The organism is Bradyrhizobium sp. Gha, assembly GCF_900113735.1.
GTDB lineage: Bacteria > Pseudomonadota > Alphaproteobacteria > Rhizobiales > Xanthobacteraceae > Bradyrhizobium.
Window position 1 is genome coordinate 157,168 of sequence record NZ_FOQM01000005.1, and the last position, 25,073, is coordinate 182,240.

The 25,073-nt window shown below is 63.0% G+C and carries 23 protein-coding genes; 15 read left to right on the plus strand and 8 right to left on the minus strand.

The features are described 5' to 3' along the window. The first annotated feature begins 431 nt into the window (after positions 1-431). The gene (locus tag BM222_RS10110; protein WP_092228106.1) at positions 432-1,814 is read left to right on the plus strand and encodes a polysaccharide biosynthesis/export family protein; all 1,383 of its coding nucleotides are present in this window, start codon (positions 432-434) and stop codon (positions 1,812-1,814) included. Positions 1,815-2,375: 561 nt separating this feature from the next. After that, entirely contained in the window at positions 2,376-3,434 is a 1,059-nt protein-coding gene (gene galE, locus BM222_RS10115; protein ID WP_092228107.1) for a UDP-glucose 4-epimerase GalE, read from the plus strand. Positions 3,435-3,941: 507 nt separating this feature from the next. On the opposite strand, the gene BM222_RS10125 is transcribed toward galE, so the two are convergent. After that, positions 3,942-4,298 carry a VanZ family protein gene (locus BM222_RS10125; protein ID WP_177243135.1) on the minus strand — a complete coding sequence of 119 codons (357 nt, stop codon included), beginning with the start codon at positions 4,296-4,298 and terminating at the stop codon, positions 3,942-3,944. A gap of 591 nt (positions 4,299-4,889) precedes the next feature. Here BM222_RS10125 and BM222_RS10130 point away from each other — a divergent pair. The 5 genes from BM222_RS10130 to BM222_RS10155 all read left to right on the plus strand — a co-directional run bounded on the left by BM222_RS10130 (position 4,890) and on the right by BM222_RS10155 (position 10,584). Continuing rightward, positions 4,890-7,205 carry a coiled-coil domain-containing protein gene (locus tag BM222_RS10130; RefSeq protein ID WP_092228109.1) on the plus strand — a complete coding sequence of 772 codons (2,316 nt, stop codon included), beginning with the start codon at positions 4,890-4,892 and terminating at the stop codon, positions 7,203-7,205. Between the two features lie 102 nt (positions 7,206-7,307). Beyond that, entirely contained in the window at positions 7,308-8,351 is a 1,044-nt protein-coding gene (locus tag BM222_RS10135; RefSeq protein ID WP_092228110.1) for a TAXI family TRAP transporter solute-binding subunit, read from the plus strand. 653 nt (positions 8,352-9,004) lie between these two features. After that, positions 9,005-9,604 carry a DsrE family protein gene (locus BM222_RS10145; RefSeq protein WP_092228112.1) on the plus strand — a complete coding sequence of 200 codons (600 nt, stop codon included), beginning with the start codon at positions 9,005-9,007 and terminating at the stop codon, positions 9,602-9,604. A gap of 304 nt (positions 9,605-9,908) precedes the next feature. Beyond that, the gene (locus BM222_RS10150; protein WP_092228214.1) at positions 9,909-10,148 is read left to right on the plus strand and encodes a hypothetical protein; all 240 of its coding nucleotides are present in this window, start codon (positions 9,909-9,911) and stop codon (positions 10,146-10,148) included. A 37-nt stretch (positions 10,149-10,185) separates the two neighbouring features. Then, a complete protein-coding gene (locus tag BM222_RS10155; RefSeq protein WP_092228113.1) occupies positions 10,186-10,584 on the plus strand; it encodes a hypothetical protein in 399 nt (132 codons plus the stop codon). A 68-nt stretch (positions 10,585-10,652) separates the two neighbouring features. On the opposite strand, the gene BM222_RS10160 is transcribed toward BM222_RS10155, so the two are convergent. Both BM222_RS10160 and BM222_RS10165 read right to left on the minus strand, forming a co-directional pair. After that, a complete protein-coding gene (locus BM222_RS10160) occupies positions 10,653-11,222 on the minus strand; it encodes an SET domain-containing protein (RefSeq protein WP_092228114.1) in 570 nt (189 codons plus the stop codon). Positions 11,223-11,424: 202 nt separating this feature from the next. Further along, on the minus strand, positions 11,425-12,159 hold the full coding sequence (locus tag BM222_RS10165) for a TetR/AcrR family transcriptional regulator (RefSeq protein ID WP_092228115.1): 735 nt from the start codon (positions 12,157-12,159) through the stop codon (positions 11,425-11,427). A 105-nt stretch (positions 12,160-12,264) separates the two neighbouring features. Between BM222_RS10165 and BM222_RS10170 the strand changes: the two genes are divergently transcribed. The 5 genes from BM222_RS10170 (at position 12,265) to BM222_RS10190 (ending at position 15,833) form a co-directional block, all read left to right on the plus strand. Next, positions 12,265-13,665: a carotenoid oxygenase family protein gene (locus BM222_RS10170; protein ID WP_092228116.1), complete on the plus strand. Its 1,401-nt coding sequence runs from the start codon at positions 12,265-12,267 to the stop codon at positions 13,663-13,665. A 50-nt stretch (positions 13,666-13,715) separates the two neighbouring features. After that, complete coding sequence (locus BM222_RS10175) at positions 13,716-14,198, plus strand: MAPEG family protein (RefSeq protein WP_143105928.1); 483 nt, start codon at positions 13,716-13,718, stop codon at positions 14,196-14,198. 75 nt (positions 14,199-14,273) lie between these two features. Beyond that, the gene (locus tag BM222_RS10180; protein ID WP_092228215.1) at positions 14,274-14,849 is read left to right on the plus strand and encodes a hypothetical protein; all 576 of its coding nucleotides are present in this window, start codon (positions 14,274-14,276) and stop codon (positions 14,847-14,849) included. A gap of 13 nt (positions 14,850-14,862) precedes the next feature. Then, a complete protein-coding gene (locus tag BM222_RS10185; protein WP_092228118.1) occupies positions 14,863-15,417 on the plus strand; it encodes an inner membrane-spanning protein YciB in 555 nt (184 codons plus the stop codon). A gap of 119 nt (positions 15,418-15,536) precedes the next feature. Then, complete coding sequence (locus BM222_RS10190) at positions 15,537-15,833, plus strand: hypothetical protein (RefSeq protein WP_092228119.1); 297 nt, start codon at positions 15,537-15,539, stop codon at positions 15,831-15,833. A gap of 39 nt (positions 15,834-15,872) precedes the next feature. Here the strand turns inward: BM222_RS10190 and BM222_RS10195 are convergent, their stop codons facing one another. After that, positions 15,873-17,528 carry a fumarate hydratase gene (locus BM222_RS10195; protein WP_092228120.1) on the minus strand — a complete coding sequence of 552 codons (1,656 nt, stop codon included), beginning with the start codon at positions 17,526-17,528 and terminating at the stop codon, positions 15,873-15,875. Between the two features lie 245 nt (positions 17,529-17,773). Between BM222_RS10195 and BM222_RS10200 the strand changes: the two genes are divergently transcribed. The 3 genes from BM222_RS10200 to BM222_RS10205 all read left to right on the plus strand — a co-directional run bounded on the left by BM222_RS10200 (position 17,774) and on the right by BM222_RS10205 (position 19,521). Next, positions 17,774-18,253, plus strand: coding sequence for a hypothetical protein (locus BM222_RS10200; protein WP_092228216.1), 480 nt, complete (start codon positions 17,774-17,776; stop codon positions 18,251-18,253). 310 nt (positions 18,254-18,563) lie between these two features. Further along, positions 18,564-18,731: a hypothetical protein gene (locus tag BM222_RS40970; RefSeq protein WP_177243122.1), complete on the plus strand. Its 168-nt coding sequence runs from the start codon at positions 18,564-18,566 to the stop codon at positions 18,729-18,731. A 115-nt stretch (positions 18,732-18,846) separates the two neighbouring features. After that, positions 18,847-19,521, plus strand: a complete 675-nt coding sequence (locus tag BM222_RS10205) for a methyltransferase family protein (protein WP_092228121.1) — start codon at positions 18,847-18,849, stop codon at positions 19,519-19,521. 1 nt (position 19,522) lies between these two features. Here the strand turns inward: BM222_RS10205 and BM222_RS10210 are convergent, their stop codons facing one another. The 4 genes from BM222_RS10210 to cckA all read right to left on the minus strand — a co-directional run bounded on the left by BM222_RS10210 (position 19,523) and on the right by cckA (position 25,018). Beyond that, entirely contained in the window at positions 19,523-20,230 is a 708-nt protein-coding gene (locus BM222_RS10210; RefSeq protein ID WP_092228122.1) for a glutathione S-transferase, read from the minus strand. Between the two features lie 84 nt (positions 20,231-20,314). Further along, entirely contained in the window at positions 20,315-20,995 is a 681-nt protein-coding gene (locus BM222_RS10215; protein WP_092228123.1) for a lectin, read from the minus strand. Between the two features lie 145 nt (positions 20,996-21,140). Beyond that, a complete protein-coding gene (locus tag BM222_RS10220) occupies positions 21,141-22,103 on the minus strand; it encodes a Tim44 domain-containing protein (RefSeq protein WP_177243123.1) in 963 nt (320 codons plus the stop codon). Between the two features lie 332 nt (positions 22,104-22,435). Beyond that, positions 22,436-25,018 carry a cell cycle histidine kinase CckA gene (cckA, locus tag BM222_RS10225; protein WP_092228125.1) on the minus strand — a complete coding sequence of 861 codons (2,583 nt, stop codon included), beginning with the start codon at positions 25,016-25,018 and terminating at the stop codon, positions 22,436-22,438. Positions 25,019-25,073: the final 55 nt, after the last annotated feature.

Here is a 25,073-nt window from a genome sequence, read left to right on the forward strand (position 1 = left end):
GTTCTCCAACGATCGTCATCTGCGTGCCCATGGGTTACGAGCAGGAACTCCAACAGCAAGAGAGCGGCCAATCCGCCCCCTTCCGACGCGCCCTGCGATCGCCGCACCTCCATCGACCGGAAGGCGGGTACAGGCCCGCAAATTGATGAAGGACGCCAAACTGGATGGAAATTGGCGAAAACCGGATGGAAGGGGCAATAAGTGGGTAACTACGATGGTCGGTTGAGCCCGGACAGCACGCGACTAGATTCGGGCAGCAATCGTTCGATTGGTTTTTTTGAAGGGCACCGAGCGGTTCGGCGCCAGAGAACAGAACGTAATTCGCGGATCGCCTGTGTGGACGCTTACTCTGATGGTCGTCGACTTGCTGCTTTCCGCGAACAAACAAAGACTCTCACTTCGGTGACCACGTTCGTACAGGGAATGACGCCATGCCGAACTCCAGACTGCGCAATAGCTTCCATGTCGACGTCTCTGGCAGCGACCTGGGTCGTTGCCTCAAATGGGCCTTGGTGGCTGTTGGCCTGGCAATCTCCGTCACTCAAGCAAAGGCGGAATATCTGGTAAACATCGGTGATGTGCTGGAGGTTGCGGTGGCCGGCGTGCCGGAGCTTCGGCATCGCGCTCCCGTTCAAATGGACGGGACTATTTCGTTGCCTCTGGTTGGAACGCTTCCAGCGGCCGGCCTGCCCTTACCACAGATCCGAGCCAAAATCGGGGCTGCACTTGCGCGCAAGGTATTTCGGCAGCGGACGTCCGATGGCCGCGAGACGGTCGTCGTGATTGACGCAGACGAGGTCACGACGATCATCGCGGAATACAAGCCCATATACGTAAATGGGGATGTATCGAAGCCGGGCGAATACCCGTATCGTCCGTCTATTACCGTACGCCAGCTCCTCGCGGTCGCAGGCGGCTACGACATCATGCGGGTCAAGATGAATAACCCGTATCTCGAGGCAGCAGACCTGAGAAGCGAGTATGGTTCGCTTTGGACGGAGCTAGCCAAAGAACAGGCGCGTATGTGGCGCATCAAGACCGAACTTGGTGAGGGAGCCCAAATCAATCCAGCCCCCACGATGGACGCGCCCTTGGCTCGATCGGCGATTTCGGAAATCGTTAATTCGGAAGCGGAATATCTGAAGACCAAGCAAAGTGATTATCAGCAGGAAAAGACGTTCCTCCAGCGCGGCATTCGACAGGGAGACGACGAGATCCGGGTGCTGTCAGACCAGCAGAAGAAGGATGAAGAGGGCCTTCAGGGCGATCTTGAAGACCTGCAGAAGACGACCGAGCTCTTCAGCAAGGGTTCCCTGATCAGCCCTCGCGTTACGGATGCGCGTCGCGCGGTGCTGTTGTCATCAACCCGGAAGCTGCAAACCTCGGCGCAACTGCTGCAGGTCAAGAAGCAGCAGGACGAGTTCGTCAGGAAGCTGGCCAAGCTAGATGACCAGCGAAGGCTGGACCTGCTCCGTGAGCTGCAAGATACCAGCGTAAAGCTCAATGAAATTCGCGAGAAGCTGCAGAGCGTCGGCGAGAAGCTTCAGTACACTGCGATGGTTCGATCGCAACTCGTGCAAGGAACCGGCAACACCCCGGAGATTGCCATCATCAGGAAGGGCAATAAGGGGCAAGACCGGATCATTGCCAATGAAGATACCGAGTTGCAGCCGGGTGACGCCGTCGAGGTCAGCCTCCAATACCAGGATGGTCCTGCCGTCCCTCCCCGGAGGCTAGGCAGTTCAGATACTCCGGCTGAGACAGGCCGGACCGGTTCGGTCGCTGGCGGTTCGGTACGTGTCGGGCAGAGATGATAACGGCCGGCCTCATTCCGGAACGGAAGCTGCGGCACCTTCCCGCGCATCCTCGCGCCCACGGACCAAATGATTCTGTTTGCCGGAGGACTGGTTGGATCGGGTTGCATGTCGGAGTCGCGTTGCCGGATGCTGATCCGGCGGCCTTGATCGGCAAGGAGCGCGACCTTGCTGGGCTGGAAAGCAGAGCAGGTCCGACTTGGAACGTCAGGACGCTTGGAAATGGGTGATGCGACGATCGTGAGCGCTGTAAGTCTTGGTCGAATTGATTTCGGCACTCGGGAAAACCTGGACGATACGCGGAGTGTCCCATCAGAGGTAATACGTAAGGTTCGCAATCTCGCCACCCCCGTGGCGCGACTTGCAAGTAAGGTGATGTCGACCCTCAGAGACAAGTGATGCTGCATCAGGGTGTTTGCGTTCTGGCCGGTTCCGCGACGGGCCTCAGCAGGGCCGCCGGGGCTTCATTGCAGCAAGTTCTGTTGCGAGGTCGGCTCTGGAGAACCAGGCCGGCGCCGATGCAGGCATAGGAAGGTTGTGCGAGTGCGGAAGGTATCCGAGATGATCTTGGTGACCGGAGGTGCCGGCTACATCGGGTCCCACGTCTGCATCGCATTGCTGGACGCCGGGCTGGACGTCGTCGTTGTCGACAATCTTTCGAACAGCACCAAGGCGTCGCTGGACCGCGTGCAATCCATCTGCGGGCGTTCGCTCGTCTTTCGGCACGCCGATATCCGGGATGAAGAGGTGATCTGCGAGATACTTCGTGACTTCGGAGTGACCGCGGTCATTCACCTTGCAGGGCTGAAGGCGGTGGGCGATTCCAATGTACGACCCATGACGTATTACGAGAACAACGTCCTGGGAACGATGCGGCTCGTGTCGGCCATGAAAACGGCGAATGTAAAGACGCTCGTCTTCAGCTCGTCTGCGACCGTCTATGGGATACCTAGATACCTGCCGCTTGACGAAAGGCATCCCCTCGCCCCGACCAATCCGTATGGCCGCACAAAGCTCGTGATCGAACAGATGCTGAATGACCTCTACAGGTCTGACGACAGTTGGCGGATCGCCAATCTGCGCTACTTCAATCCGGCTGGTGCGCACGAAAGCGGGCTCATCGGAGAAGACCCGTTAGGCGTTCCCAGCAACCTGCTGCCGTTTGTCGCGCAGGTGGCGATAGGACGGCGGGAGAAGCTGCGCATTTGGGGAGGCGACTATGACACGCCTGATGGCACCGGCATCCGCGACTTCATTCATGTGGTCGATCTCGCAGCAGGTCATTTGAGTGCCTTACGCCAACTCAGACAACCCGGTCTGCTCACGGTCAATCTTGGAACGGGCTACGGCAACAGTGTCTTGGACGTCGTTCGCACATTCGAAGCGGCGAGCGGGCGGTCAGTCCCATATGAAATCGTGGAGCGCCGGGCCGGTGATGTCGCCGCCTGCTATGCCGACCCGACCTTTGCGAAGGATGTGCTGAGCTGGACGTCGACGCGGTCGTTGCGGCAAATGTGTGCGGACCATTGGCGCTGGCAATTGCAGAACCCCAATGGCTTTCGTGCAGGCGAGCTCCCGAAGGCTCCAGAGCGGTCCAGTCATCTCCGCCGTCATGCGTGAGCGCTCCGGCCCAAGGTTTTGGCCGAGGACCGGAGCCCAATCGCATGAGCTGAATTCGGGACGAGCCTCGGCAGCAAGCATACCGCCCAACAGAGGTAGCTCGTAATGACCCGAAATCTCCGCGCCGCGGAGCAAGGCTGCAGCTAAGATGCTGTCGCGCATGGGAAGACGCGATGCCACACTATCGTGCATACGTTCTGGACGAACACGGCCGCCTGGGGGGCGTCGTCAATCTTGAATGCCCAGACGACGCGTCCGCAACCCAGCGGGCCGGGCAGTTGGCGGACGGTCACGAGGTTCAGCTTTGGCGGCTTGTCGCCGAGCTGAAATTTGATGACCCGCAGCACCGATCCAAGCGACGGCGGAATGTCCGGGCACCCATGCACTAGGCGCTCGATTGGCGCTTCTGTGAACTGCGCCTCGGAGAAGGTGCCGTTCCGCGGGGCATGTGAATCGCAAGAAGCCCTGGGTGTGAAGATCAGCCTGCTCGTCAACAGCGTTTGTGTGTCAACGGGTCGGTATCTTCGCCAAATGCGCCATCATCCGATGGGACGCGGCGGACACCGCGAAACCGACGCAGGCCGCGAGCGCATCGACCACAAAATCCGCAAACCTCGCGTGCCGTCCCGGCACCCATAGTTGCATGATTTCAAGCAGGCCGATCAGGAGAACGGCGAGCGCAGAAACAGACCAGCGCCGCTGCGGATAGGCGAGACCGAAGCTGATGCCGACCAGAACGAAGGCGAGCGCATGGTCCCCGTGCTGTCCAAGGATCGGGTGAGGCCGAAGATCGTGAGGACCGAGCGTTACGAAGGTAACGGCGGCCGCAAGCAGCCAGGCGACAAGCCGAAGAAGAGCGGTAATAACCACTAAAGCGTCTCGATTAACCACAGCCGGGGGCTCGTCATTTCTGGACTCGATTTCAAGAGCACGCTCCCTCCGATCAACGCAAACGCCGCCATCAGTTCCAGTTCAGCGTTTTCTTGGTTTAACTCTTATCAGCCGGCTTCGGGGAGTTTGCAGGACCAAGTATAACCGGATGATTCAGGTCGCGTTGAGCCAGATCGACCTGCCGGTTTCCACGTCTGAGGATGGATTCCCGTGTGCGCGCACGACGGGGGAGTACTCCAAAGGAGGGTTCTGCAACGCCTCAGCCCGCGTCCTCAGGCGCTTGCCCCGGCCCGGGGCACCCGGCCGATTGGTTCCGAAGCAGCATAAATCCCAGGCAATTTCATCGCGGTTCACAGGCGCTGACCAGCATAGGGAGTACCCATCCATGGCAGTTGTTCAATAGCGCTCCTTGTTGGTGAAATCGCTTCTGTTTTCCTCACGAATGAGGGGAATGCAATGGCGCCCCGGGAAGGCACTGCTCTGAGCCCAGCTTGCCGATGAAAGCCCACGCAGACAATCGAACGGGACGGCAAAGTCCTGGCGCCGCGTACCTGGCAGCACGTGATGGAGCGCAAGGTCATGCTTCATGAGGAATTGAAGATCTCCCTGAGGTGGGACCGAACTGCACCTCTGTGGATGGCAGCGGTCCTGCTCGCTATGACTTGGGCGTCCGAAACGGTGGCTTCACCGGATCAAACGCGGCACCTCGCAGATGCACAAGTGGCGACGACTGCCTTCAACCTCGGTGCTGACGAGGTCGAGACTTTGGTGCCGCGCCCAGGCGGCAGCGCCAAATCGATGCAGCTTGCGCAAGCGACGAGGAGCGACATCGGAGCCCAGCAGCTTTCGGAGCCGCAACGCGACTGGGCCACGTCACTGTCCTGCGAACTTGGCAATGCAAGGCGCGACATAGCGTTGCTGCAACGTCTGGAGCAAGAGCATGATCGGGCCGAGGAGCTGTTGAAAAGTCTTGAGGATGCGCGGCGCGAGGTCGAAACGCAAAAGGCGTCGGCAGCGAAGGCCGTCGACGACGCTTCCCGACCAAAGCAGGCATCCCAACCGAATCAAGCGGGCGAGAGTGGCATAGCTGAGTTGCAGGCATCGCTACAGCAGGAGCGCGAGCGATCAGCACGGCAGGAGCAGGACCTCGTGGCCGCCAGGCGCGATATCGAAACCCAGACTGCATTGGCGACCAAAGCAGGTGAGGAAGCGTCAGAGCTGAAACATGCGTGGGAGAGCAACGCCCTGGAGCTACGGAAGGCCCTGCAACAGGAAAGCGATCGTTCGGCGCGGCTGGAGCAGGACCTCCTGGCCGCCAGGCGCGACACCGAAACCCAAACTGCATTGGCGACTAAGGCAGGTGAGGAAGCGTCAGAGCTGAAACATACGTCGGAGAGCAACGCCCTGGAGCTGCGGAAGGCCCTGCAACAGGAAAGCGATCGTTCGGCGCGGCTGGAGCAGGACCTTGCAGCAGCGCGACATGATGTCGAGTCCCAGACCGCGCTGGCGGCAAAGGCGAAATCGGAACTTTTGAGGCAATCGATGCAAAAGGAGCGTGACAGGGCCGAGGTTCCGTCACAAGACTTCTCTCTGACCCGGAGCGCAATTTATGCATACGAGGCCCAGACCCTCAAGGCTGGAAGCGACTCTGCCGAGCTCAACCTAGCGGCTGCAAACGCCGTGCCGCTCCCGACGCAGGACGCGCGCGATCGGATGGAGCGGCTGCAGCAAGAGCTCGCGGTGGCGCGGCGCGAGGCTGCGACCCAAACGGCACTGGCGGCCAAAGCCAGCGAGGAAGCGTCCCGGCTGAAAGCGGCAGGCGAGAGCGACGCAGCGGAGTTGCAGAAATCCGCGCAACAGGAGCGGGAGCGGACTGGTCAGCTCGAGCAGGCGCTCGCCGCCGCACGACGAGATATCGATGCGCAGACGGCACTGGCCGCAAAGGCGGGCGACGAAGTCGCCAGGCTGACGCAAGCGGCGAAGGCTGACGCCGAAGAGCAGAAACGGTCGATACAGAAGGAGCACGAGAGAGCCGATGCGCTGGCGCAGGATCTCTCCATGGCCCGCAGCAAGATCTACGCATACGAAGCTCAAGCCGCCCAAGCCAGTGAGGAAGCGGCACAGCTCAGACGAGCGGCGAGCGATGCCGCCTCGTTGGAGCAATCGCAGCAGCGGGAACACGAGCGGGCTGAACAGCTGTCCCAGGATCTTGCGAAAACGAGCCGCGAGCTCGACGCACAGACCAAGCTGGCGTCCAAGGCGAGCGAGGAAGTCACACGCACCAAGCAGGCCGCCGAGCGCGGCTCGGCCGAGCTGCAGAGTTTATTGCAGCGTGAGCGCGAGCGCGCCGACGGATTGGAAAGGGATCTGGCGTTGGCGCGTCAAGATCACGGCGCAGTTGTCGCGAAGGCTCCCTACGCCGCGTCTCCGCCGGCTACGACCGGCAAGGCCGGGCGCGAGGAACCGGCGTCAGCGCCGGCGCGGCCAATCCAAAACCGGCCGGTCCAAGACCGAGCGGTCCAAGACGTAGCGGTCCAAGACAAGCCGGTCGAAGATCAGGCCATAGCGGCGCGGAGCCAGGCCGATGCTCAGGTCCATCCTAGCGACGGGGTGCAAGCGGTGAAATTGATTGCGCGCGCCAGCGCGCTACTTGAACAGGGAAACATCGGCGCGGCGCGGATCGTGCTGGAGCGCGCCGCTGAGCTGGGGAGCGCGCAAGCAAGCTTCCTGCTGGCGGAAACCTACGATCCGCTGATCCTTCCAAATTTTGGAACGTACGGAACGCAAGGCGATCCCACTAAAGCGCAAACTCTTTATGCGCGGGCCGAGGCTGGAGGAATCAAGGAAGCGAAAACGCGAGCGGAAGCGCTGCGCCGATAGCACGGTCTGGTGAGGCGATTTCCAACGGCGCGCGCGCCGCGACGATGCAATCAAGGATCGAAAGCGCCGCCACGGCCGACGCATGTGTAGAGGAGTTCGTCGATGAAAAGGCTTACAGGATTGCGTCGGCTGCTCTTGCTCGCGGCGCTCGCACCATTGCTCCTGACCCCTCAGCTCGGGGCAGATGCGCAGCCGCAAGATATACGACCTCACAAGGTTCGCCTGGCACGGCCCGGGCCGCCGCTGCCAAGGCCTGAGGTGGTCTCCATGAACGCCTGGACGGTCGGCCTCGCCGGAGGTCTGCTCGAGGGCGCACCAATCCGCCTCGCGGCGGAGATCGCCCGTGTGGTCGACGATGGGGAGAACCTGCACGTTCTGCCGGTCGTCACTCGCGGTGCTGCGGAAAACCTCAATTCCCTGCTCTATTTGCGCGGCATCGATGCGGCAATCATCAACTCCGACGCGCTCGAGGAATACAAGAGCCAGGTTCCGGACATCCAGCGACGAATTGCGTATGTCCTGAATCTGTTTCCGTCCGAGCTGCATATTTTCGTTCGGCCCGAGATTCAGAGCTTGAGTGATCTCGCCGGCAAGAAAGTCAATTTCAACACGCAGGGCACCGCTGCGGCCTATTCGGGGCCGCTGATCTTCAGCCGCCTCAATCTTGAGGTCGAGAAGACTTTCATTCCGCACCAGGTCGCGCTCGAGCAGATGCGCAAAGGCGAGATGTCAGCCGTCGTCTTCATCACATCGAAGCCGGTTGATGCTTTCGTGCGAGGCCGTTGGGAGCCAGGCTTCAAGTTCCTGCCCGTTCCATACGAGAGCAAGTTCGAAGACTACTATCTTCCTGCCGCCCTCGATGGGACCGACTATCCCAATCTGATCAAGCAGGGCGAACACGTTTCGACGATCGCCGTGCCAACCGCACTAGTCGCCTTCAATTGGCCGGTGAAGTCCAACCGATCCGAGCGTGTCACGCGCTTCATCGATCACCTATTCTCCCGGATCGACAGATTGCAGGCGCCCGGTTTCGATCCGAAGTGGAAGTCCATCAACCTCGCTGCGACGGTCCCGGGTCTCGCGCGCGTCCCTGCGGCGCAGGCGTGGCTGGACCGTCAGCCGCGCGCAACACAAGCATCGCAATGAAGCACGCCGCGATCCTCCTTCTTGTCGCACTCGGGGGTACAGGCCACCTTGCGTTGGCCCAGGATCCCGCGACAGAGCTGCGTTCATGCCTTCAGAAGGAACACGCGGACCGCCTGGGGTGTCTGAATAAATTGACGCGTTCCATCGCGCCTCAAGATCGCTTGGCGCCCGAAGACGACTGGATCGTCAGCCTGACGACCTCCCCCATAGACTACTCGCCGATCGCGACCGCTACGACGTCGTCCCACAGCGGGACCGGCGACTCCATGATGCAGTTATCGATCCGCTGCCGCGCTGGCCGGACGGAGCTGGCGCTCACGGGGCCCGGCATCTCACGCGGAGGCGGTGATGAGGCAATTTCCTATCGCGTCAACGATAGTCCGGCAGTGCAGGTCGCAGCGGCCACGCCGTCCTTCGGTCCTGGCGTCGCGTTCGCCGGCGATGCTGTTCGACTGGTGCAGTCGCTTCCGGACGGCGGGGATCTAATCGTCCTCCTCTCGTCACGGGGCGGGGCTGCGCATGACGGAGCGTTTTCCCTTGCCGGGCTGGACGCGGCGCGCGCGAAGATGACCTCAGCATGCAGGTGGCCGCGCGCGATTGCAGCACCTAATCATTGATGGCGAACAGATGATCTTCTTCGATGGAGGCGTATAATGATCAAGTTTCATCATAATGCCAAAGCGGCCGCGATGGCGGCGTTCGCCATTCTGGTTTTTGCATCGCCTGCGGCCGCGGAGCAAGGCGGCAAGTACTGGACGCCGGCGGACGGGCAACCCGTCCTGCATAGGGCGAGCCATGCGAGGCACCACATAGTGAAGCAGACGACGGCCAAGCGAAAACAGTCCGCGTTTGCCCGTATGGATGATCCGACCGCAACCGAGAAGCGAGAACATCATCTGATCCTTCAGGTGAATACCAACGACCCCGCCTCGATGAATCTCGCGCTCAACAACGCAACCAACGTGGCGCAATATTACAAGGACGCCGGCGAGAAGGTGAAGATCGAGGTGGTGACGTTCGGGCCCGGCCTGCACATGTTGCGGGAAGACACATCGCCGGTAAAGGCGCGCATTGAAGAGATGGCCCTGAGCACGCCCGAGGTTTCGTTCAAGGCGTGCGGCAACACCCGGGAGAAGATGCAGAAAACCGAGAGCAAGGACATACCGATTGTTCCGCAGGCGGAGGTCGTGAAGTCGGGCGTCGTGCGCGTGATGGAATTGCAGGAAAAGGGATGGACCTACGTCAAGCCGTAAGCCGGACAGATCGTCCATCCATTTTCCAACAGAGCGAACATCATCCAGGCAAGGCACGATCCAGCCTTTCCGAAGCAACGAGACTGATCAGCTGACGTTCGCGCCTTCGAAAGCAGCGCCTGTTGTTCGTTGATTGTCTCCACATTTTCTTCGACCTGTCGGTGCACACGTCGTGCACGCGTCACCAATCCCGTAGCCAGATGTAGTGGACTCATGGCCGGATTGGTCCATCGCGTTTATTACCCCCGAGGTAATCGAATTGGGTCCCGCATCGGCGCATCTTCGGTCATGACGGGAGATGACCATGATCGCACTGCTGCTCTACCGGACCATCGCAGACCACGTGTTGCCTCGAATCGCTTCTTGGGCCGTCACGTTCGCGGCCCGTATGCTGGCGCGAGGACTCAACATGCCCGAGCCGCTGGTGCACTCGACGGGTGACTATGTCGTCGCGCAGGTCACGGCGTTCGAGCACAGCGTCGGCAGGAGCCTCTTCCCCATCCTGAGCCGGCTGCTCCGCGCCTGGTGGCGCGGACTGCACTGAGTTCCCCCCGCGTCCCACCCAGCCAAGGAGACCTCTGATGATCGACGCATCCACCTTCCTGCGCCGCGCCCTGCTCGCCGACGCCCTCTTCAGCGGCGTCGCCGCACTCGGCTTCACCGTCGGCGCCGGTACGTTCGCGACGGTATTCAACCTGCCCGAAGCGCTGTTGCGCGAAACCGGCCTGTTCCTGATCGCCTACACCGCACTGGTGGGATGGCTCGCCTCGCGCACGGTGGTGGTGAAGCCGCTCGTGCTGCTGGTCGTGGTCGGCAACGCCGCCTGGACGGTCGGCAGCATCGCACTGCTGTTCTCGGGCGCGGTGTCACCGAACCTCCCCGGCGAACTCATGATCGTGGCGCAGGCAATCGCGACCGGCGTATTCGCCGAGCTGCAATATGTGGGCTTGCGAAAGAGCGGGAGCGCAGTTGCTGCTTAAACAACGATGTACCCCATGTCCCGCCTAAGGCGGGGCATGACGGCGGGACCAAAAGGGCGACGCGCGGGTTATGCCCGTGCGCGGCTCTTTTTCGCAACGGCATGGCCGTTGAGCTTCTTCTTTTTGGTACTCTTCTTGAGACTTTTGGCACCCGCCTTCTGCGCCTTGCGCTCCGCGCGCGCCTTCACCTTGGCACGTTCCGCACGCGCCTCGGCGCGCTGCTTCTTGCGCTTGTTCTCACAGGAGGGACACTTGCAGCCGATCGGCTTGAGATAGGCTTTGAAATAGTCGCTGCCGTAATCATAGTTGATCTCGTCGCCCGGCTCGATGTTCTTGATGGCGCGAATGAACACCTTGCGCTCGCGCGGGCGAACGTCGGATTCCGCGTTGGGCCGACACGAATGGTTGATGTAGCGCGCGAGATTCTTGCGTACCGAGCCATCGATAGTCCAACGGCCGTTGAGCTCGAACAGATATTTGTTCTCGATCTCGTCGTGCTCAGGAATGCGGCAGTCCAGGATCGGCCCGAAATAGCGGATGATCCGGGTGCCTTTCTTGATCGGCATGGTGGCGAAGAGGCCAAGTCCGGTCTTGGAGCGGCCGACGCGATAGGATTTGCGAGAAGCGATGGCTGGCATGATCGAGAGACATGAGGACGCAAATAGGGCCGGATGCCCCAAGCGAAGCCGCTCTTCTAGAACGATTCCGCGCCGCTGTCAGGTCTATCTCACCCCGCTCGAGCCTTGCCCACAGTCAACTTGCCCGTAGTGAAGGTGTCGATTGCTTGAGTTCCGCAGGACACAGGCGCCTCATCTGTCTGTCACATTCCCTTTGCCAACGTCAGGTCGGCAGTCTCCCCGCCACCGTCGACTTCAGGATCGCTTCCAGCAGTTGCTCGGCCGTCGTGCCCGCGGGCAGCCGTTCCAGAATATCCTCCAGCCGCCCGTCGAGCAGCAGCATGGTGAAACCGTGCACCATCGACCAGGCCCGCGCGATCGCCGCGCCCTGCTCGACGGTCAGGTTGTCGCCGCGGATCGGCTCCTGCCGCATCGCGCCGATGGCATTGGCAAGTCCGGCAAAAGAGGATTCCGCCGCCTCGTGCAGCGAGGGCCTGGAATAGTCGAGGCGCTCGGTGCGGAACATCAGGCCGTACATGCCGGGATGCGCCTGGGCATAAGCCACATAGGCTTTCGGTCGCGCCAGCGCCCGCTCCAGCGGCGAAGTGACCGCCTCGCAGGAGGCGGCCATCGCCGCGTTGAATTGGCGGAAACCGATCGCCGCGAGCTCACTGACGAGCCCCGTGAGATCGCCAAAATGATGCGTCGGCGCGGCATGCGACACGCCAGCCTCGCGTGCCACCGCGCGCAGCGTCAGGCCGGCGAGCCCGTCGCGCTCCAGCACTCGTTCGGCGGCCTGGAGCAGAGCCTGGCGCAAGGCGCCATGGTGATAAGGCGTCTCGGTCTTCACGCTGGCCGGGCGGCGAGCCGGGCGAGGTGCCGGGGATGTCTTCTTGGGCGGGCGCGTGCGGCGAGCCGTTTCGCTCTTGGTATCGCTCTTGGTATCGCTCTTGGCCATTTACAAGCTATATGACGCTATATTGACAGTGTAAAGATTCCACTTGACGGAAACGGTGATCGGCCCTATGCCATCTTTACGATGTAAAGATAGAGAGGATACGCCGTGCATCAGGATGCGACCGCCGAGCGCCGCAACAACATCGCGCCGATTCCGTTCGAGGCGGACGCGCCTTTCCTGAAGATCGTCGGCGAATTGCCGCGCGAGCTGAACGGCACGCTCTATCGCAACGGTCCCAACCCGCAGTTCGAATACCCTGGCGCACACTGGTTCGTCGGCGACGGCATGCTGCACGCGTTTCACCTCGAAGACGGGCGTGCCTCCTACCGCAACCGCTGGATCCGGACGCCGAAATGGCTCGCCGAGCACGATGCCGGCCGGGCGTTCTTCGGCAAGGGCTTCGGCAACAGATTGCCGGACGCGCCTGCTCATGTCACCGACGGCGGCGTCGCCAACACCAACATCATCTTCCACGCCGGCAAGCTGCTCGCGCTGGAAGAAGCGCATCTGCCGACCGAGATCGAGGCGGGCACGCTGGCGACGCGCGGCTACCATGATTATCAGGGCCGCGTCGCCGGCAGCTTCACCGCGCATCCGAAGATCGACCCGGTCACGGGCGAGCTGGTGTTCTTCGGCTACAATGCGGCGGGGCGGCTGACATCGGCCCTCTCGTACGGATCAATCGATGCCTCCGGCAAGGCAACGCGCTTCGAGAGGTTCGAGACGCCCTATGCCAGCATGGTGCACGACTTCATCGTCACCGAAAATTACGTGCTGTTTCCGATCCTGCCGCTCACCGGCAGCATGGAGCGCGCGATGAGCGGCAAGCCGCCCTATGCCTGGGAGCCTGAGAAAGGTGCCTATGTCGGCGTGATGAAACGCAACGGATCGAGCAAGGACATCGTCTGGTTCCGCGGTGAATCCTGCTACGTCTTCCACATCATGAATGCGTGGGAAGAAGGAACTCGCATCGTCGCCGACGTCATGCAATTCGACGAAGCGCCGCTGTTTCCGCATCCCGACGGCTCGCCCGTCAAACGTGAAACACCGTTCGCGCGCCATTGCCGCTGGACCTTCGATCTCGCTGACAATACCGACCGCTTCCAGCAGGTTTATCTCGATGATCTGACCGGCGAATTCCCGCGCGTCGACGATCGCCGCGCCGGGCTGAAGAGCCGCCACGGCTGGTACGCCTGCGCCAATCCGAAGGCGCCGATGTTCGGCGCGCTGTGCGGCGTCGTCCATGTCGACGGCACCGGCAAGCGGCTCGGCCAATATCTGCTGCCGGGCGGCGACACCATCTCCGAGCCCGTCTTCGTCGAGCGCTCGAAGGATGCGCCCGAGGGCGACGGTTGGTTGCTGGCTGTGGTCTGGCGCGCGCGGGAGAACCGCAGCGACCTCGCCGTGTTCAACGCCACCGACATCGAGGCTGGCCCCGCCGCTCTGGTGCAGCTCGGCCATCGCGTGCCCGACGGCTTTCATGGCAATTGGGTGGGAGCGCAATAGGCCGCCCCCTGGCCGCTCCGGCACTGCGGATGCATCAAGCGAGACCGCGCATGCACGCCCCCACGACTACCGCAAACTATCTCGCCATCCTGGCGCTGATCTACGCTGCGCTTGCGCTCCAGGTGATCCGGCTGCGTCGGAGCAACGGCGCCGCCTTCGACGACGGCGGTAACGAACGCCTGCGCAGTGCGATCCGCGCCCACGGCAATTTCATGGAATACGTCCCCATCATCACGCTGATGGGCGCGCTTCTCGAAATGTCCGGCGTATCGCCGTTGCGCATTCATTTGCTGATGGGGGCGCTCGTGCTGTCGCGGCTGTTGCATCCGCTCGGCATGTACGCGACGCCGGGCTCGCTCAGATTCGTGATCTGCCGCGGCGGAAGCATCTTCCTGACCATCGGTCTTCTGGTCTCGAGCGCGCTGACCGTCCTGTCGCGCCTGCCCTGGGCTGCCGTGGCCGACGAGATATCCGACCAAGCCATTGCAACAATTCATTTTTTACAGGTCATTCACGTCATTTTGACACTGTAAAGATTTTGCTTGACCCGTCGCCAGCCCTGAACTACCAATCTTGACATCGTAAAGATGGCTTCGATCGAGGCGACCATGACGATCTTCCTGATCCTTGCTCCCTACGGCGCCTACACCTTTCTGATGTTCATGACCTCGGCGACGATCTCGGTGTTCGCGGCCTGTGCGATCTGCCTCGCCACGATCGCAATCGACGTTGCGCGCGGCCGTTCGGTGAAGATCTTGGCTGCGGGTTCGGCGATCCTGTTCGCCGGCATCGGCCTCTTCCTCGCGCTGCACGATCCCTGGCTCAGCACGCTCGGCGTCAAGCTCTCGGTCGACATCGGCATCTTCGTCATCTCGCTCGGCTCGATGCTGGCGCGCCGCCCGTTCACGCTGCAATACGCGATCGAATCCGTGCCGGCCGAAACCGCGGCGATGCCAGGTTTCCTGACTGCCAACTACTTCATCACCGGCGCATGGACCCTGGCTGCTCTTCTGATGATGGCCGCCAACATCGTGCTGCTCTACTTCCCGGGCCTGCCGGTTTGGCTCGGCATCGCAGTGGCTTTCGCTGCCCGCAACAGCGCGATCTATTTCACCAAATGGTATCCCGAATATCGCCAGATCAAGTATGGTACGCCCACTGGCGCGCTGCCCGAAGTCCAGTGATACAGGATCGACAATGAAGGACGCATTCGCCCGCCTCGCCTCCGACTTCCTGTCGGCCATCGTCTTCCTGGTGATCTATCTCATCACCGACAACGTCATCCTGGCGACGTCGGTGGCGGTTGCAGGCGCGATCGCGCAAGTGATCTATGCCCGCGTGAAGCGACGCGAGCTTGGCTACATGACCTATGCGAGCCTCGCGCTCGTCGTCGTGCTTGGTACGGTGACGCTGCTGACCAACGACCCTCGCTTCATGTTGGCAAAGCCTGCGATCGCGCATTTCGCGATCGGCGCGATCATGCTCAAGCGCGGCTGGATGCTGCGCTATATGCCGCCGGTCGTGGTCGAGACCGCGCCGGAATATGTCACCGCTGCGGGCTATGCCTGGGCGGCGCTGATGTTCGTCCTCGGCGCCGGCACGATCGCGGTCGCCTCGACCGGTGACCTGAAGCTGTGGGCGTTCTACATCTCGGCGGTCGCAGGCGGCGCCAAGGCCCTCGCCTTTGCCGTGCAGTACGTGGTGTTCAGGCTGGTCGTCACCAGCCGCCGGCGCGCCGCCGCCCGCGCCTGAATGCCGCCCAGCGAACGTTGAAGGGCCGTTAGGAACCCGCCCCGACTTGCGCTATAGGCTCAACCCAGGACTGGCTGCGGATCATCGCAGCCCGCCGGGATCATGTTCGGGAGACGCGAATGGCCGTGGACGGCAACTGGAATCTCACCATGACGACGCCGATGGGCGAACGCCAAGCGACGCTGAGCCTGAAGACCGCGGGCGGCACCCTCACAGGCACGCAGGGCGCGGACGGCAATACCACCGAGATTTTTGACGGCACCGTCTCTGGCGACAACGTCTCCTGGAAGGTCTCGATCACCAACCCGATGCCGCTGACGCTCGAATTCACCGGCACGGTTGCCGGCGACAGCATCAACGGCGAGATGGGCATCGGCCCGATGGGCAGCTTCCCCTTCACGGGCACGCGGGCCTAAGCCTCTCCCTTGCCCCGCTCTCGCGGGGCGAGGTGAGGACTAGCCCAAGTTCAACTCCTTGAAGAAGTCGTTGCCCTTGTCGTCGATGATGATGAAGGCTGGGAAGTCGACGACTTCGATGCGCCAGATCGCTTCCATGCCGAGCTCGGGATATTCGAGCACCTCGACCTTCTTGATGCAGTGCTCGGCGAGGTTCGCCGCCGCGCCACCGATCGAGCCGAGATAGAAGCCGCCATATTTCTTGCAGGCCTCGCGCACCGCGGGCGCGCGGTTGCCCTTTGCTACCATCACCATCGAGCCGCCGGCGGCCTGGAACTGGTCGACGAAGGAATCCATGCGGCCTGCGGTGGTCGGACCGAACGCACCGGAAGCGTAACCCTCGGGCGTCTTGGCTGGACCGGCATAGTAGACCGGATGGTTCTTGAAATAGTCCGGCAGCGATTCGCCCTTGTCCAGACGTTCGCGCAGCTTGGCATGCGCGGAGTCGCGCGCGACGATCATGGTGCCGGTCATCGAGACGCGCGTCTTGATCGGATGCTTCGAGAAGGTCGCCAGGATGTCCTTCATCGGCTGGTTGAGGTCGATCTTGACGACCTCGCCGCCAAGCGCCTCTTCGACCTCAGGCAGATATTGCGCGGGATTGTGCTCGAGCTCCTCGAGATAGACGCCATCCTTTGTGATCTTGCCGAGCACCTGGCGGTCGGCCGAGCAGGACACGCCGAGCCCAATCGGGAGCGATGCGCCGTGACGCGGCATGCGGATCACGCGGACGTCGTGGCAGAAATATTTGCCGCCGAACTGCGCGCCCACGCCCAGGCTTTGCGTCATCTTGTGGATTTCCTTCTCCATCTCGACGTCGCGGAAGGCGTTGCCATCGGGCGAACCGTGGGTCGGCAGCGCATCGAGATAGCGGGCGGAGGCGAGCTTCACCGTCTTCATGCACAGCTCGGCCGAGGTGCCGCCGATCACGATCGCGAGGTGATAAGGCGGGCACGCCGCGGTGCCGAGCGTCAGGATCTTTTCCTTAAGAAAGGCGAGCAGCCGGTCCTTGGTCAGCACCGAGGGCGTGGCCTGGAACAGGAAGCTCTTGTTGGCGGAGCCGCCGCCCTTCGCCATGAACATGAACTTGTAGGCGTCGTCACCTTCGGCGTAAATCTCGCACTGCGCCGGCATGTTGTTGGCGGTGTTCTTCTCCTCGTACATCGACAAGGGTGCAACCTGCGAGTAGCGCAGATTGCGGCGCAGATAGGCATCGCGCGCGCCTTCCGACAGCGCCGCCTCGTCGTCACCGTCGGTGATGACGTTGCAGCCCTTCTTTCCCATGATGATTGCGGTTCCGGTGTCCTGGCACATCGGCAGCACGCCGCCGGCGGCAATGTTGGCGTTCTTGAGGAAGTCCAGCGCGACGAACTTGTCGTTCGGGCTCGCCTCGCCGTCCTCCAGGATCGCGCGGAGCTGCTTCAGATGGCCGGGTCGCAGATAATGGTTGATGTCGCCGAAAGCCGCCTCGGACAGCGCCCGCAATGCCTCGCGCGACACCACCAGCATGTCCTTGCCCAAGACCTTCTCGACCCTGACACCCTCGGACGTGATCTTCTTGTAGGGCGTCTCGTCCTTGCCCAGCGGAAACAGCGGGGTGTGCTTGTAGGGCGGCACGGGCTTCGAGGCGTCGGGGAAGGCGGTTGGAGCGTTCATGAGGCAAATCTCGGGGTTCTGGAGCCCTCGTGCGGGCCCTGGCTGAGAAGCGTTCTAAGCTTTTTTACCGCAAAGGGAAGGCGTTCTGGCACGGCCGGGGCATCCCCATTCGGACCGTGACGACCGTCTTGGCGGCCGGCATCGTCGATGGGTGGTGTTGACTGTGCCCAACAGAGCCAGGTTGCACCCCCTTGCACTTCGCGCGCGGCAACGGTTGAATGCGCGCCCTCAAGGGGCTTTTCATCATGATTTTCAAATTGGACTTTCGCGGCGCGATGCTGGTCGCCGCCGCAATCACCGGCCTTGTGACGCTTGCCGCGCCTGCGCGCGCGGACCAGTGCGACGACATCGCAAAGCAGCTCGCCGGCGGCATCGATGGGCTGAAGGTCAATTTCAAGGCCGCCAACATCATTTACCTGACGCATCCGGCGGCAAAGGAGCTTTCGCTCGGCTGCCGCGCGCGGGGACAGGCCTATTCCAACGAGCTCTACGCCAAGGGCGACCGCAAGCCGACACCGCAGTTCTATGATCTGGTGGCGTCCGCGACAGCAATCATCTTCACGGTGACGAAGGACGACACCACGACAGGCGCAACGCGCTGCCTGAAGCGCATGGGCCTCTTGCGCGGCGACAAGGTCACGATGCGCTACAAGCGCCTCAACATGGAATGCACGCGCACCAAGACGGACGCATCGATCGCGATCACGCGACCGAAGGACGAGTAGCGCGCCGCTCCTTCGCTCTTTCCGCGCGCAGGCGGCCCACCTATCGTGACGCTGCCTACCGCGTGCTCCGTCGTTGCGAGCGAACCGAAGCAATCCAGTCTATCTCCGCGGTGACAGTCTGTATTGCTTCGTCGCAAGGGCTCCTCGCAATGACGAGGAGAGAGCAGTCCCTCCCTTACAGAGCGCAGTAACCAGCCGCCCAACAGCGCAGTTCACCGCGCCAGATCCCTCGCATTTTAACGATTGGCTTGACGGAAGCTTCGTCTCCCCGGGCGCAGGGTCAGTTGTTTCAATCTGTGAGGATCCGTGGATGAGCGTTTCAAGCGTTGCACCGCCCCCCGTCACGATCGTGGTCCCGAGCTACGACACGACCAAGCAGCCGGACGACCAGACCAAGGACGACGACGCGACCAACCAGCCAACGCAATCTGCGCCGCTGCCGCCCGGCCAGGGCACGCGGATCGACCAGCTCGCCTGATCGCGCCTGCCTGCGATGAACAACCCGGTCCCGACGGCCGGGCTTTTCGCGCGTCCGGCCGCATCTTTGCCGGATAGCGCCGCCAGACTCATGCGAGCCTGCCGGGGAACCGCGCATGATCGCACGCCTGTTGTTGCAAAACACGATCTTCACCGCCGCGATGGGCGCGCTGCTGTTCGCATCCGCCGGCACGCTGCGTTGGCCGTCGGCCTGGGTGTTCCTCATCACTTCGCTCCTGGTCGGCCCGCTCTGCGGCTGGTGGCTCTACCGGATCGATCCGGGCCTATTGGCAGAGCGGCTTCGTCCGGTGATCCAGAGGGACCAGCCGGGCGCCGACAAGGCCTTCATGATCGCCTTCATGGCGGCCATCCTGGTCTGGCTCATTGTCATCGGTCTCGACCGGCGCGCTGTTGCCTCGAACGTACCGCTCGCGTTGCAGGTCCTGGGCTTCGTGCTGTACCTCGCCTGCACGCTCTTCACGATGTGGGTGTTCCGCGAGAACTCGTTCGCCGCGCCCGTGGTGAAGCTGCAGGCCGAGCGGGGCCAGCACGTGATCTCATCGGGGCCTTACGCCCATGTCCGCCATCCCATGTACAGCGGCATGCTGATGTTCTTCGCGGGCGTGCCGCTAATCCTCGGCTCGTGGTGGGGTCTTGCGATCGCGCCGATCCTCGTCCTGTTGATCGCGGTGCGCATCAGCATCGAGGAGCGCACGCTGATCGCGGGGCTATCAGGCTATGCCGATTACGCGGCGCGGGTGCGCTACCGCCTGATGCCCGGCGTGTGGTAACTCACGCGTCCAGTTCGCGATAGCGCCGAAAGATGCCCTGCTCGTTGTAGGGAATGCGGCGCTCGCTTGCCAGATAGGCCTTGATGTTCGGCCGCGCCGCGACGCGGTCGTGCAGGCCGACAAGGCCGGGAATGTTCCGCTCGAACGCCTTCATGCGCTTCGCAAAGGCGTAGCGCAGCCCGTCGACGATCTGGAACAGCGAGAGATCGACATAGCTCAGCCTGCGACCGGTGACGTAAGCGCCGCCGTTGGCGTCGAGCAGCCCTTCGAAATAGCCGAGATATTTCGGCACGCGCTCGTCCCAGAATTCGGTGGTGCGCTTCTTCGCGGGCGCCCTCTGGTCTTCGTAGTACAGCGACGGCCCGAGCGGATGATGGGTGTCGTGGATCTCGACCACGAAATCGGTGATGGTCAATTGAAGCTGGTGCACCCAGAGCTTTCCAGCTTCCGTCTTCGGCGCGAGCCCATGCCGCGCGCCGAGATAGAGCAGGATGTTGGCGGTCTGGCCGATCACGAGCTTGCCCGCTTTCAGGAACGGCGGTGCAAAGGGCGGCGTACCCTTGCGAACGTCCATCATCTTCATCATCGCAGCCGAGCCGCGCGGACCGCGCGCGACGTCGACGTAATCCGCGCCCGCCTCCTCCAGCGCCAGCCGCACATATTCACCGCGGCCCTGGATTTCGGGCCAGTAGTAGAGCTCGTAGGTCATGGAACAGTTCCTGTGACGCGCGGGACAAGCCTAGCACGCGACGCAAGTTCGGTCGTCACACACTCCTGGTAACGTCGGGGGACCTCAATTCGCCGCGAAGCAATACAGCAGGCCGTCGCCGCCGGTACTCTTCAGATCGGCCTGCGAGCAGCCGCCGTCGGGGCCGCGCGAGGGGTGAGAGCTGTTCCAGGACTTCGAGGGCTCGTCGTCGCTCAGGCCCTGACGATCGGCATGGCCGACGATCGCTGAGCCTTGCGTGCTCGACGTCCAGTTCTTGCAGGTCTTGTCGTCGCCCGCGGCAAAAGCGGTGCCGTCGGCCTGCGATCCCGTGAGGATGTCATGCCGGTTCGGCGTATCGCCGCGGCCGTTGGTGACCTCGCCCTTCTCGCTGAGCGCGGTCTGCTTGGTCAGGTTGTTGCTCGCGCTGTGCAGGTCAGCAACGTCCTTGGCGATCACCACGCCCTTGGCATTCTGCCAAGGCCCCTTGCCGATACGGTCCTTGGCGTTGACGGCTGGCTTGCCGTCGGCCGCCTGCGTCGAGAGATAGGCGCGCCAGGTCTTCGTGCCGGCGCCGGCGGCTTGCGCCAGCTTCTGGCAATGCGCGTCGGCTCCCTCCAGGCCGCCGAGATCGGCACCTTTGCCTGGCCCAGCGGAGGTCACGAAGAACGTCATGTCGGCCGATTGCGCCTCGGCCGATGGCGCCGCAAGCAAGGCCATCGCGAGCGCGAAGCCTGACATCGTCACGGTTCTCTCGATTCGGATCATCTTGCCCTCCCGGTGTGTTTTGTTTGGCCGCCTGATGTGAACCCGACACGCGCCCGGTTATTCCGATGCCGCGATGCGACACCTCCAAAAGAAAAAAGGCGCCGCGCGAGATGCACGACGCCTTGGTTTTTCCGATCGCGCGCGATCAGTTGGTCTGCTGGATCGCCGACAATTCCCAGGGGCTGCCGGTGCGGCGCGCGAACGTCCAGACTTCGGTGACCTCGCCCGGCTGCTCGCTGCCCGCGACGATGGCGCCGGTGTTGCGATCGACCGTCTTGTCGGTGAGCGCGAAGCGCATCGCCACCGTGGCATAGTCGGTTTCGCCTTCGCGCCAGGCTTCCGCGAGGTCGCCCTGCAACAGCTTGACGTTGGTCACCTTGTTGACGGCGTTGCGCGCGCGGTTCTCTGCGAGATCCCTTTCGAAATAGGAGACCATTTCCGGCGTCGCCAGCGTGTGCAGCTTGGCCACGTCCTCATTCGACCACGCCGACTGAATCTCGCCGAGCAGGCGTTCGAACGCCTGGTAGTCATCCGGCTTGATCTCGAGTGGCACGTTGTTGGCGCCGAAGCCGAAGCCGCCACCAAGGCCGCTGCGATAGTTCGTCTGCGGTCCGGGACCGGCACCAGCATCCGCGCCGGCATAGGCCGCTTGCGGCGCGTTGCGGCGCTGCCACCAGGACATGGCCAGACGAACCACGAACACGACGAGCGCAATCTGGATGATCAGACCCAGGATCGACGACAGGCCGCCGAGGCCGCCGAACAGGCCACCACCGAACAGCATGCCGAGAAGGCCTGCACCGAGGAAGCCGGCGGCAAGACCTCCGAGGAAGCCGCCGCCGCGGCCGAACAGGCCGCCGCGCGCAGGCGCGGCCGAGTTCATCCCGGCGCCGGGCTGGCTGTAAGTGCGATTGAACTGCGAGGCGGAGCCCGGCGCGGTCGTGGTCGACGGCGGGGCCGAGAAAGTGCGCGAACCGCGCGAGCCCGACGAGAACCCGCCACCGACGCGGGCGTCGGCGGAGGAGATCGCAAGCGTCGTTGGCAGCGCGAGCGCCAAAACGATGGCAATCGTCTTCACGAGACTGCGGGACCATTGCGAGAAATTCATGTGCGTTTCCCAAATTCCCCGGCATGGGGACGTGATCCTAAGATGGGCAGCCATCTAGAAAAAGGAAGCCGGTTTGGGAACCCGCGACTGCGGCCCTCAGTCGCGGGCAGGGGACAAAAGCCCCGTATCTCTCGGAGGGTTGGCTAAATACTAGCGGGGAGCTGCGGTCGCCAGTTACCGGCGATCTTCCGGCGAGAGCTCCGCTCTGTCCGCGTCATTGCGAGTTGGCACCGGCCGAAGGCCAACCCGCGCTACTGGCGCCGCGGAGACAGTCTGGATGTCGTCGCTTCGCTCCTCGCAATGACGGAGTACGAGGCACGACTATCCCGCCCTCAACCCTGCTTCGTCATCGTCTCCTTCACCGCCGCCACGAGCTGGCTGAGGGTGAACGGCTTGGGCAGGAAGTCGAACTGCTGGCCCTCGGGCAGACTCTTCTCGAAGGCGTCCTCGGCGTAGCCGGAGACGAAGATGAACCTGATATCGGGGTTCCTCTCCCGCATCGCCTTGAGCAGCGTCGGGCCATCCATTTCAGGCATTACGACGTCGGAGACAACGAGATCGATCCCGCCGCTGTGATCTTCGAGCACCTCCATCGCCTCGACGCCGTTCTCGGCCTCGACCACGGTGTAACCGCGCGAGCGCAGGCCGCGAGCGTTCAGCGCGCGAAGACCCTCTTCGTCCTCGACCAAGAGGATCGTGCCCTGCCCCGTGAGGTCGGTGCGGGGCTTCGCCTCCACCGTCGCAGGCGCGGCATCTTTCGGGGCGCCCTGAGTCGCGCTCGGCACCGGGGGAAGCTCGACCTGCACGTCAAGCTCGGCGTGGTGGCGCGGCAGGAAGATGTAGAACGAGGTGCCCTGCCCCGGCTCGGAATCGACGTAGATGAAGCCACCGGTCTGCTTGACGATGCCGTACACGGTGGAGAGGCCGAGGCCGGTGCCCTTGCCGACTTCCTTCGTGGAGAAGAACGGCTCAAAGATCTTGTCCCTGATATCGGCGGGGATGCCGGTGCCGGTGTCGGCGACCTCGATTCGCACATAATCCGCCGCCGGCATGCCCTTGTAGGCGAGCTTGCCGGCCTCATCGGTGGCGACATTGGCGGTGCGGATGATCAGCTTGCCGCCGTCCGGCATGGCGTCGCGCGCATTCACCGCGAGGTTGACGATGACCTGCTCGAACTGGGAGACGTCGACCTTGACCGGCCAGAGATCACGGCCGTGGATCAGGTCGAGCTTGACCTTCTCGCCGATCAGCCGGCGCAGCAGCATGGTGAGATCGGACAGCGCGTCGCCGAGATCGAGCACCTGCGGCCGTAGCGTCTGGCGCCGGGAGAACGCGAGCAGCTGCCGCACCAGCGTCGCAGCACGCGTCGCGTTCTGCTTGATCTGCATGATGTCCTGGAACGACGGGTCGGTCGGCTTGTGCGCGTTCAGCAGGAAGTCGTTCGCCATCATGATGGCGGAGAGCACGTTGTTGAAGTCGTGGGCGATGCCGCCGGCGAGCTGGCCGACCGTCTCCATCTTCTGCGACTGGTTGATCTGGTTCTCCAGCGCGCGCCGCTCAGTGGTCTCGAGCATGTGCACGATCGCGGCTTCCGCATCGTTCTCGGCGGCATCGACGGGCGTGACGAAGAACTGGCCCCAGCGCTCCTTGCTCCCTTCCAGCGCCACCTCGACCGGGGCGATGTCGGCCTTGCCTTCGGCGGCCTGGTTGATGGCCGCGATCACCAGATGGCGGTCGCGCGCGTTGACGGCGCGGAAGATCGACTTGCTGGCGCTGTCCAACCCGAGCCCCTGCGCGAGCTTGGCGTAGCGCGCATTCGCCCGCACGACGTTACCAGCGCGATCGACCGTGGCGATCGCCATCGGCGTATGATCGAAGAACCGCATGAAGCGCACTTCGGCGGCGCGATCGGGATCGCTCCGCTCGTCGCGGGCCCGGCTGATGACGAGCGTGCGCGACGGCCCGGGCGCGCCATCGGCGCCGAAGGCGAGCTTGTGATAGAGCCGCACCGGCATGGTCTTGCCGGTGCGCATGCGCAGATCGATGTCGAAGACCTCGGTCTTCACCTCGCCCGGCACCGCCACGATGGCACTCAGCAGCGAAGCGCCGTCGCCGGACACGATGTCGGCGAGCCTCAAGCCGCCCGAGCCGATCTCGGCAAGGTCGTAGTCGAGCCAGTTCGCCAGCGTCGCGTTGACGTAAGCGAGCTCGCCGGCGGGATTGACCGAGAAGAAGCCGCACGGCGCATGATCGAGATATTCGATCGCGTGCTGGAGCTCCTGGAACACATCCTCCTGGCGCTCGCGGTCGCGGGTGATGTCTGCAATCGACCATACCGCATATTTGGCCTCGCGCTTTCCGGAGCCGAGCGGACGCACCCGCATGCGCAGCCAGCGGCCCTGGCTGCCGTCCTGGCCGGAAATGCGAACCTCTTCCTGCTGGCGCTTGCCTTCGCGCGCCGCCTTGAGCAGGCGGAACACCGCTTCGGAGACGTCGGGGTTACCGATGAAGACGCGCTCGACCGGCCGCACGTCCTGAGGACCGGCCGCGCCCGTCAGCGTCAGATAGGCCGCGTTGGAATAGACCACATGGCCGCGCGGATCGGTCACCGCGAGGCCATCGAAGGCGTAATCGGAGATGCGGCCGATGATGGGATCATCGAGGTTGCGGTCGGCGAAGCGGATGATCCCGGCGGCAAAGGCAAACAAATTGAACAGGCCGATCATCGCCAGCACGGCGAGGATGCCCAGGATATAGGGCTGCGCCTGCGCGCGCCCCAGCGTCATCAGCCCGACGGCGACCGCAACGAGGCCGGTGGCCACCAGAAGCACCAGCGCAATGCTGCCCGACCGCGGCGACGGCTCATGCGCCGCAACGGGCTCGCGTGACAGGTCGTGGTCGGTCTCGGCGGTCATTTCACGCTAGTGCAGCCTGTCGGCAGAGAATCAACGTGCCACGGGGCACGTGGGG

Coding starts and splice junctions, on each gene's coding strand:
- BM222_RS10205 (WP_092228121.1), top strand. CDS start 18,847: ATGATCGCACGCCTGTTGTTGCAAAACACGATCTTCACCGCCGCGATG.
- BM222_RS10180 (WP_092228215.1), top strand. CDS start 14,274: ATGACGATCTTCCTGATCCTTGCTCCCTACGGCGCCTACACCTTTCTG.
- BM222_RS10130 (WP_092228109.1), top strand. CDS start 4,890: ATGGAGCGCAAGGTCATGCTTCATGAGGAATTGAAGATCTCCCTGAGG.
- BM222_RS10110 (WP_092228106.1), top strand. CDS start 432: ATGCCGAACTCCAGACTGCGCAATAGCTTCCATGTCGACGTCTCTGGC.
- BM222_RS10220 (WP_177243123.1), bottom strand. CDS start 22,103: ATGAATTTCTCGCAATGGTCCCGCAGTCTCGTGAAGACGATTGCCATC.
- BM222_RS10210 (WP_092228122.1), bottom strand. CDS start 20,230: ATGACCTACGAGCTCTACTACTGGCCCGAAATCCAGGGCCGCGGTGAA.
- BM222_RS10155 (WP_092228113.1), top strand. CDS start 10,186: ATGATCGACGCATCCACCTTCCTGCGCCGCGCCCTGCTCGCCGACGCC.
- cckA (WP_092228125.1), bottom strand. CDS start 25,018: ATGACCGCCGAGACCGACCACGACCTGTCACGCGAGCCCGTTGCGGCG.
- BM222_RS10135 (WP_092228110.1), top strand. CDS start 7,308: ATGAAAAGGCTTACAGGATTGCGTCGGCTGCTCTTGCTCGCGGCGCTC.
- BM222_RS10150 (WP_092228214.1), top strand. CDS start 9,909: ATGATCGCACTGCTGCTCTACCGGACCATCGCAGACCACGTGTTGCCT.
- BM222_RS10200 (WP_092228216.1), top strand. CDS start 17,774: ATGATTTTCAAATTGGACTTTCGCGGCGCGATGCTGGTCGCCGCCGCA.
- BM222_RS10215 (WP_092228123.1), bottom strand. CDS start 20,995: ATGATCCGAATCGAGAGAACCGTGACGATGTCAGGCTTCGCGCTCGCG.
- BM222_RS10165 (WP_092228115.1), bottom strand. CDS start 12,159: ATGGCCAAGAGCGATACCAAGAGCGATACCAAGAGCGAAACGGCTCGC.
- BM222_RS10160 (WP_092228114.1), bottom strand. CDS start 11,222: ATGCCAGCCATCGCTTCTCGCAAATCCTATCGCGTCGGCCGCTCCAAG.
- BM222_RS40970 (WP_177243122.1), top strand. CDS start 18,564: ATGAGCGTTTCAAGCGTTGCACCGCCCCCCGTCACGATCGTGGTCCCG.
- BM222_RS10175 (WP_143105928.1), top strand. CDS start 13,716: ATGCACGCCCCCACGACTACCGCAAACTATCTCGCCATCCTGGCGCTG.
- BM222_RS10145 (WP_092228112.1), top strand. CDS start 9,005: ATGATCAAGTTTCATCATAATGCCAAAGCGGCCGCGATGGCGGCGTTC.
- BM222_RS10185 (WP_092228118.1), top strand. CDS start 14,863: ATGAAGGACGCATTCGCCCGCCTCGCCTCCGACTTCCTGTCGGCCATC.
- BM222_RS10195 (WP_092228120.1), bottom strand. CDS start 17,528: ATGAACGCTCCAACCGCCTTCCCCGACGCCTCGAAGCCCGTGCCGCCC.
- BM222_RS10190 (WP_092228119.1), top strand. CDS start 15,537: ATGGCCGTGGACGGCAACTGGAATCTCACCATGACGACGCCGATGGGC.
- galE (WP_092228107.1), top strand. CDS start 2,376: ATGATCTTGGTGACCGGAGGTGCCGGCTACATCGGGTCCCACGTCTGC.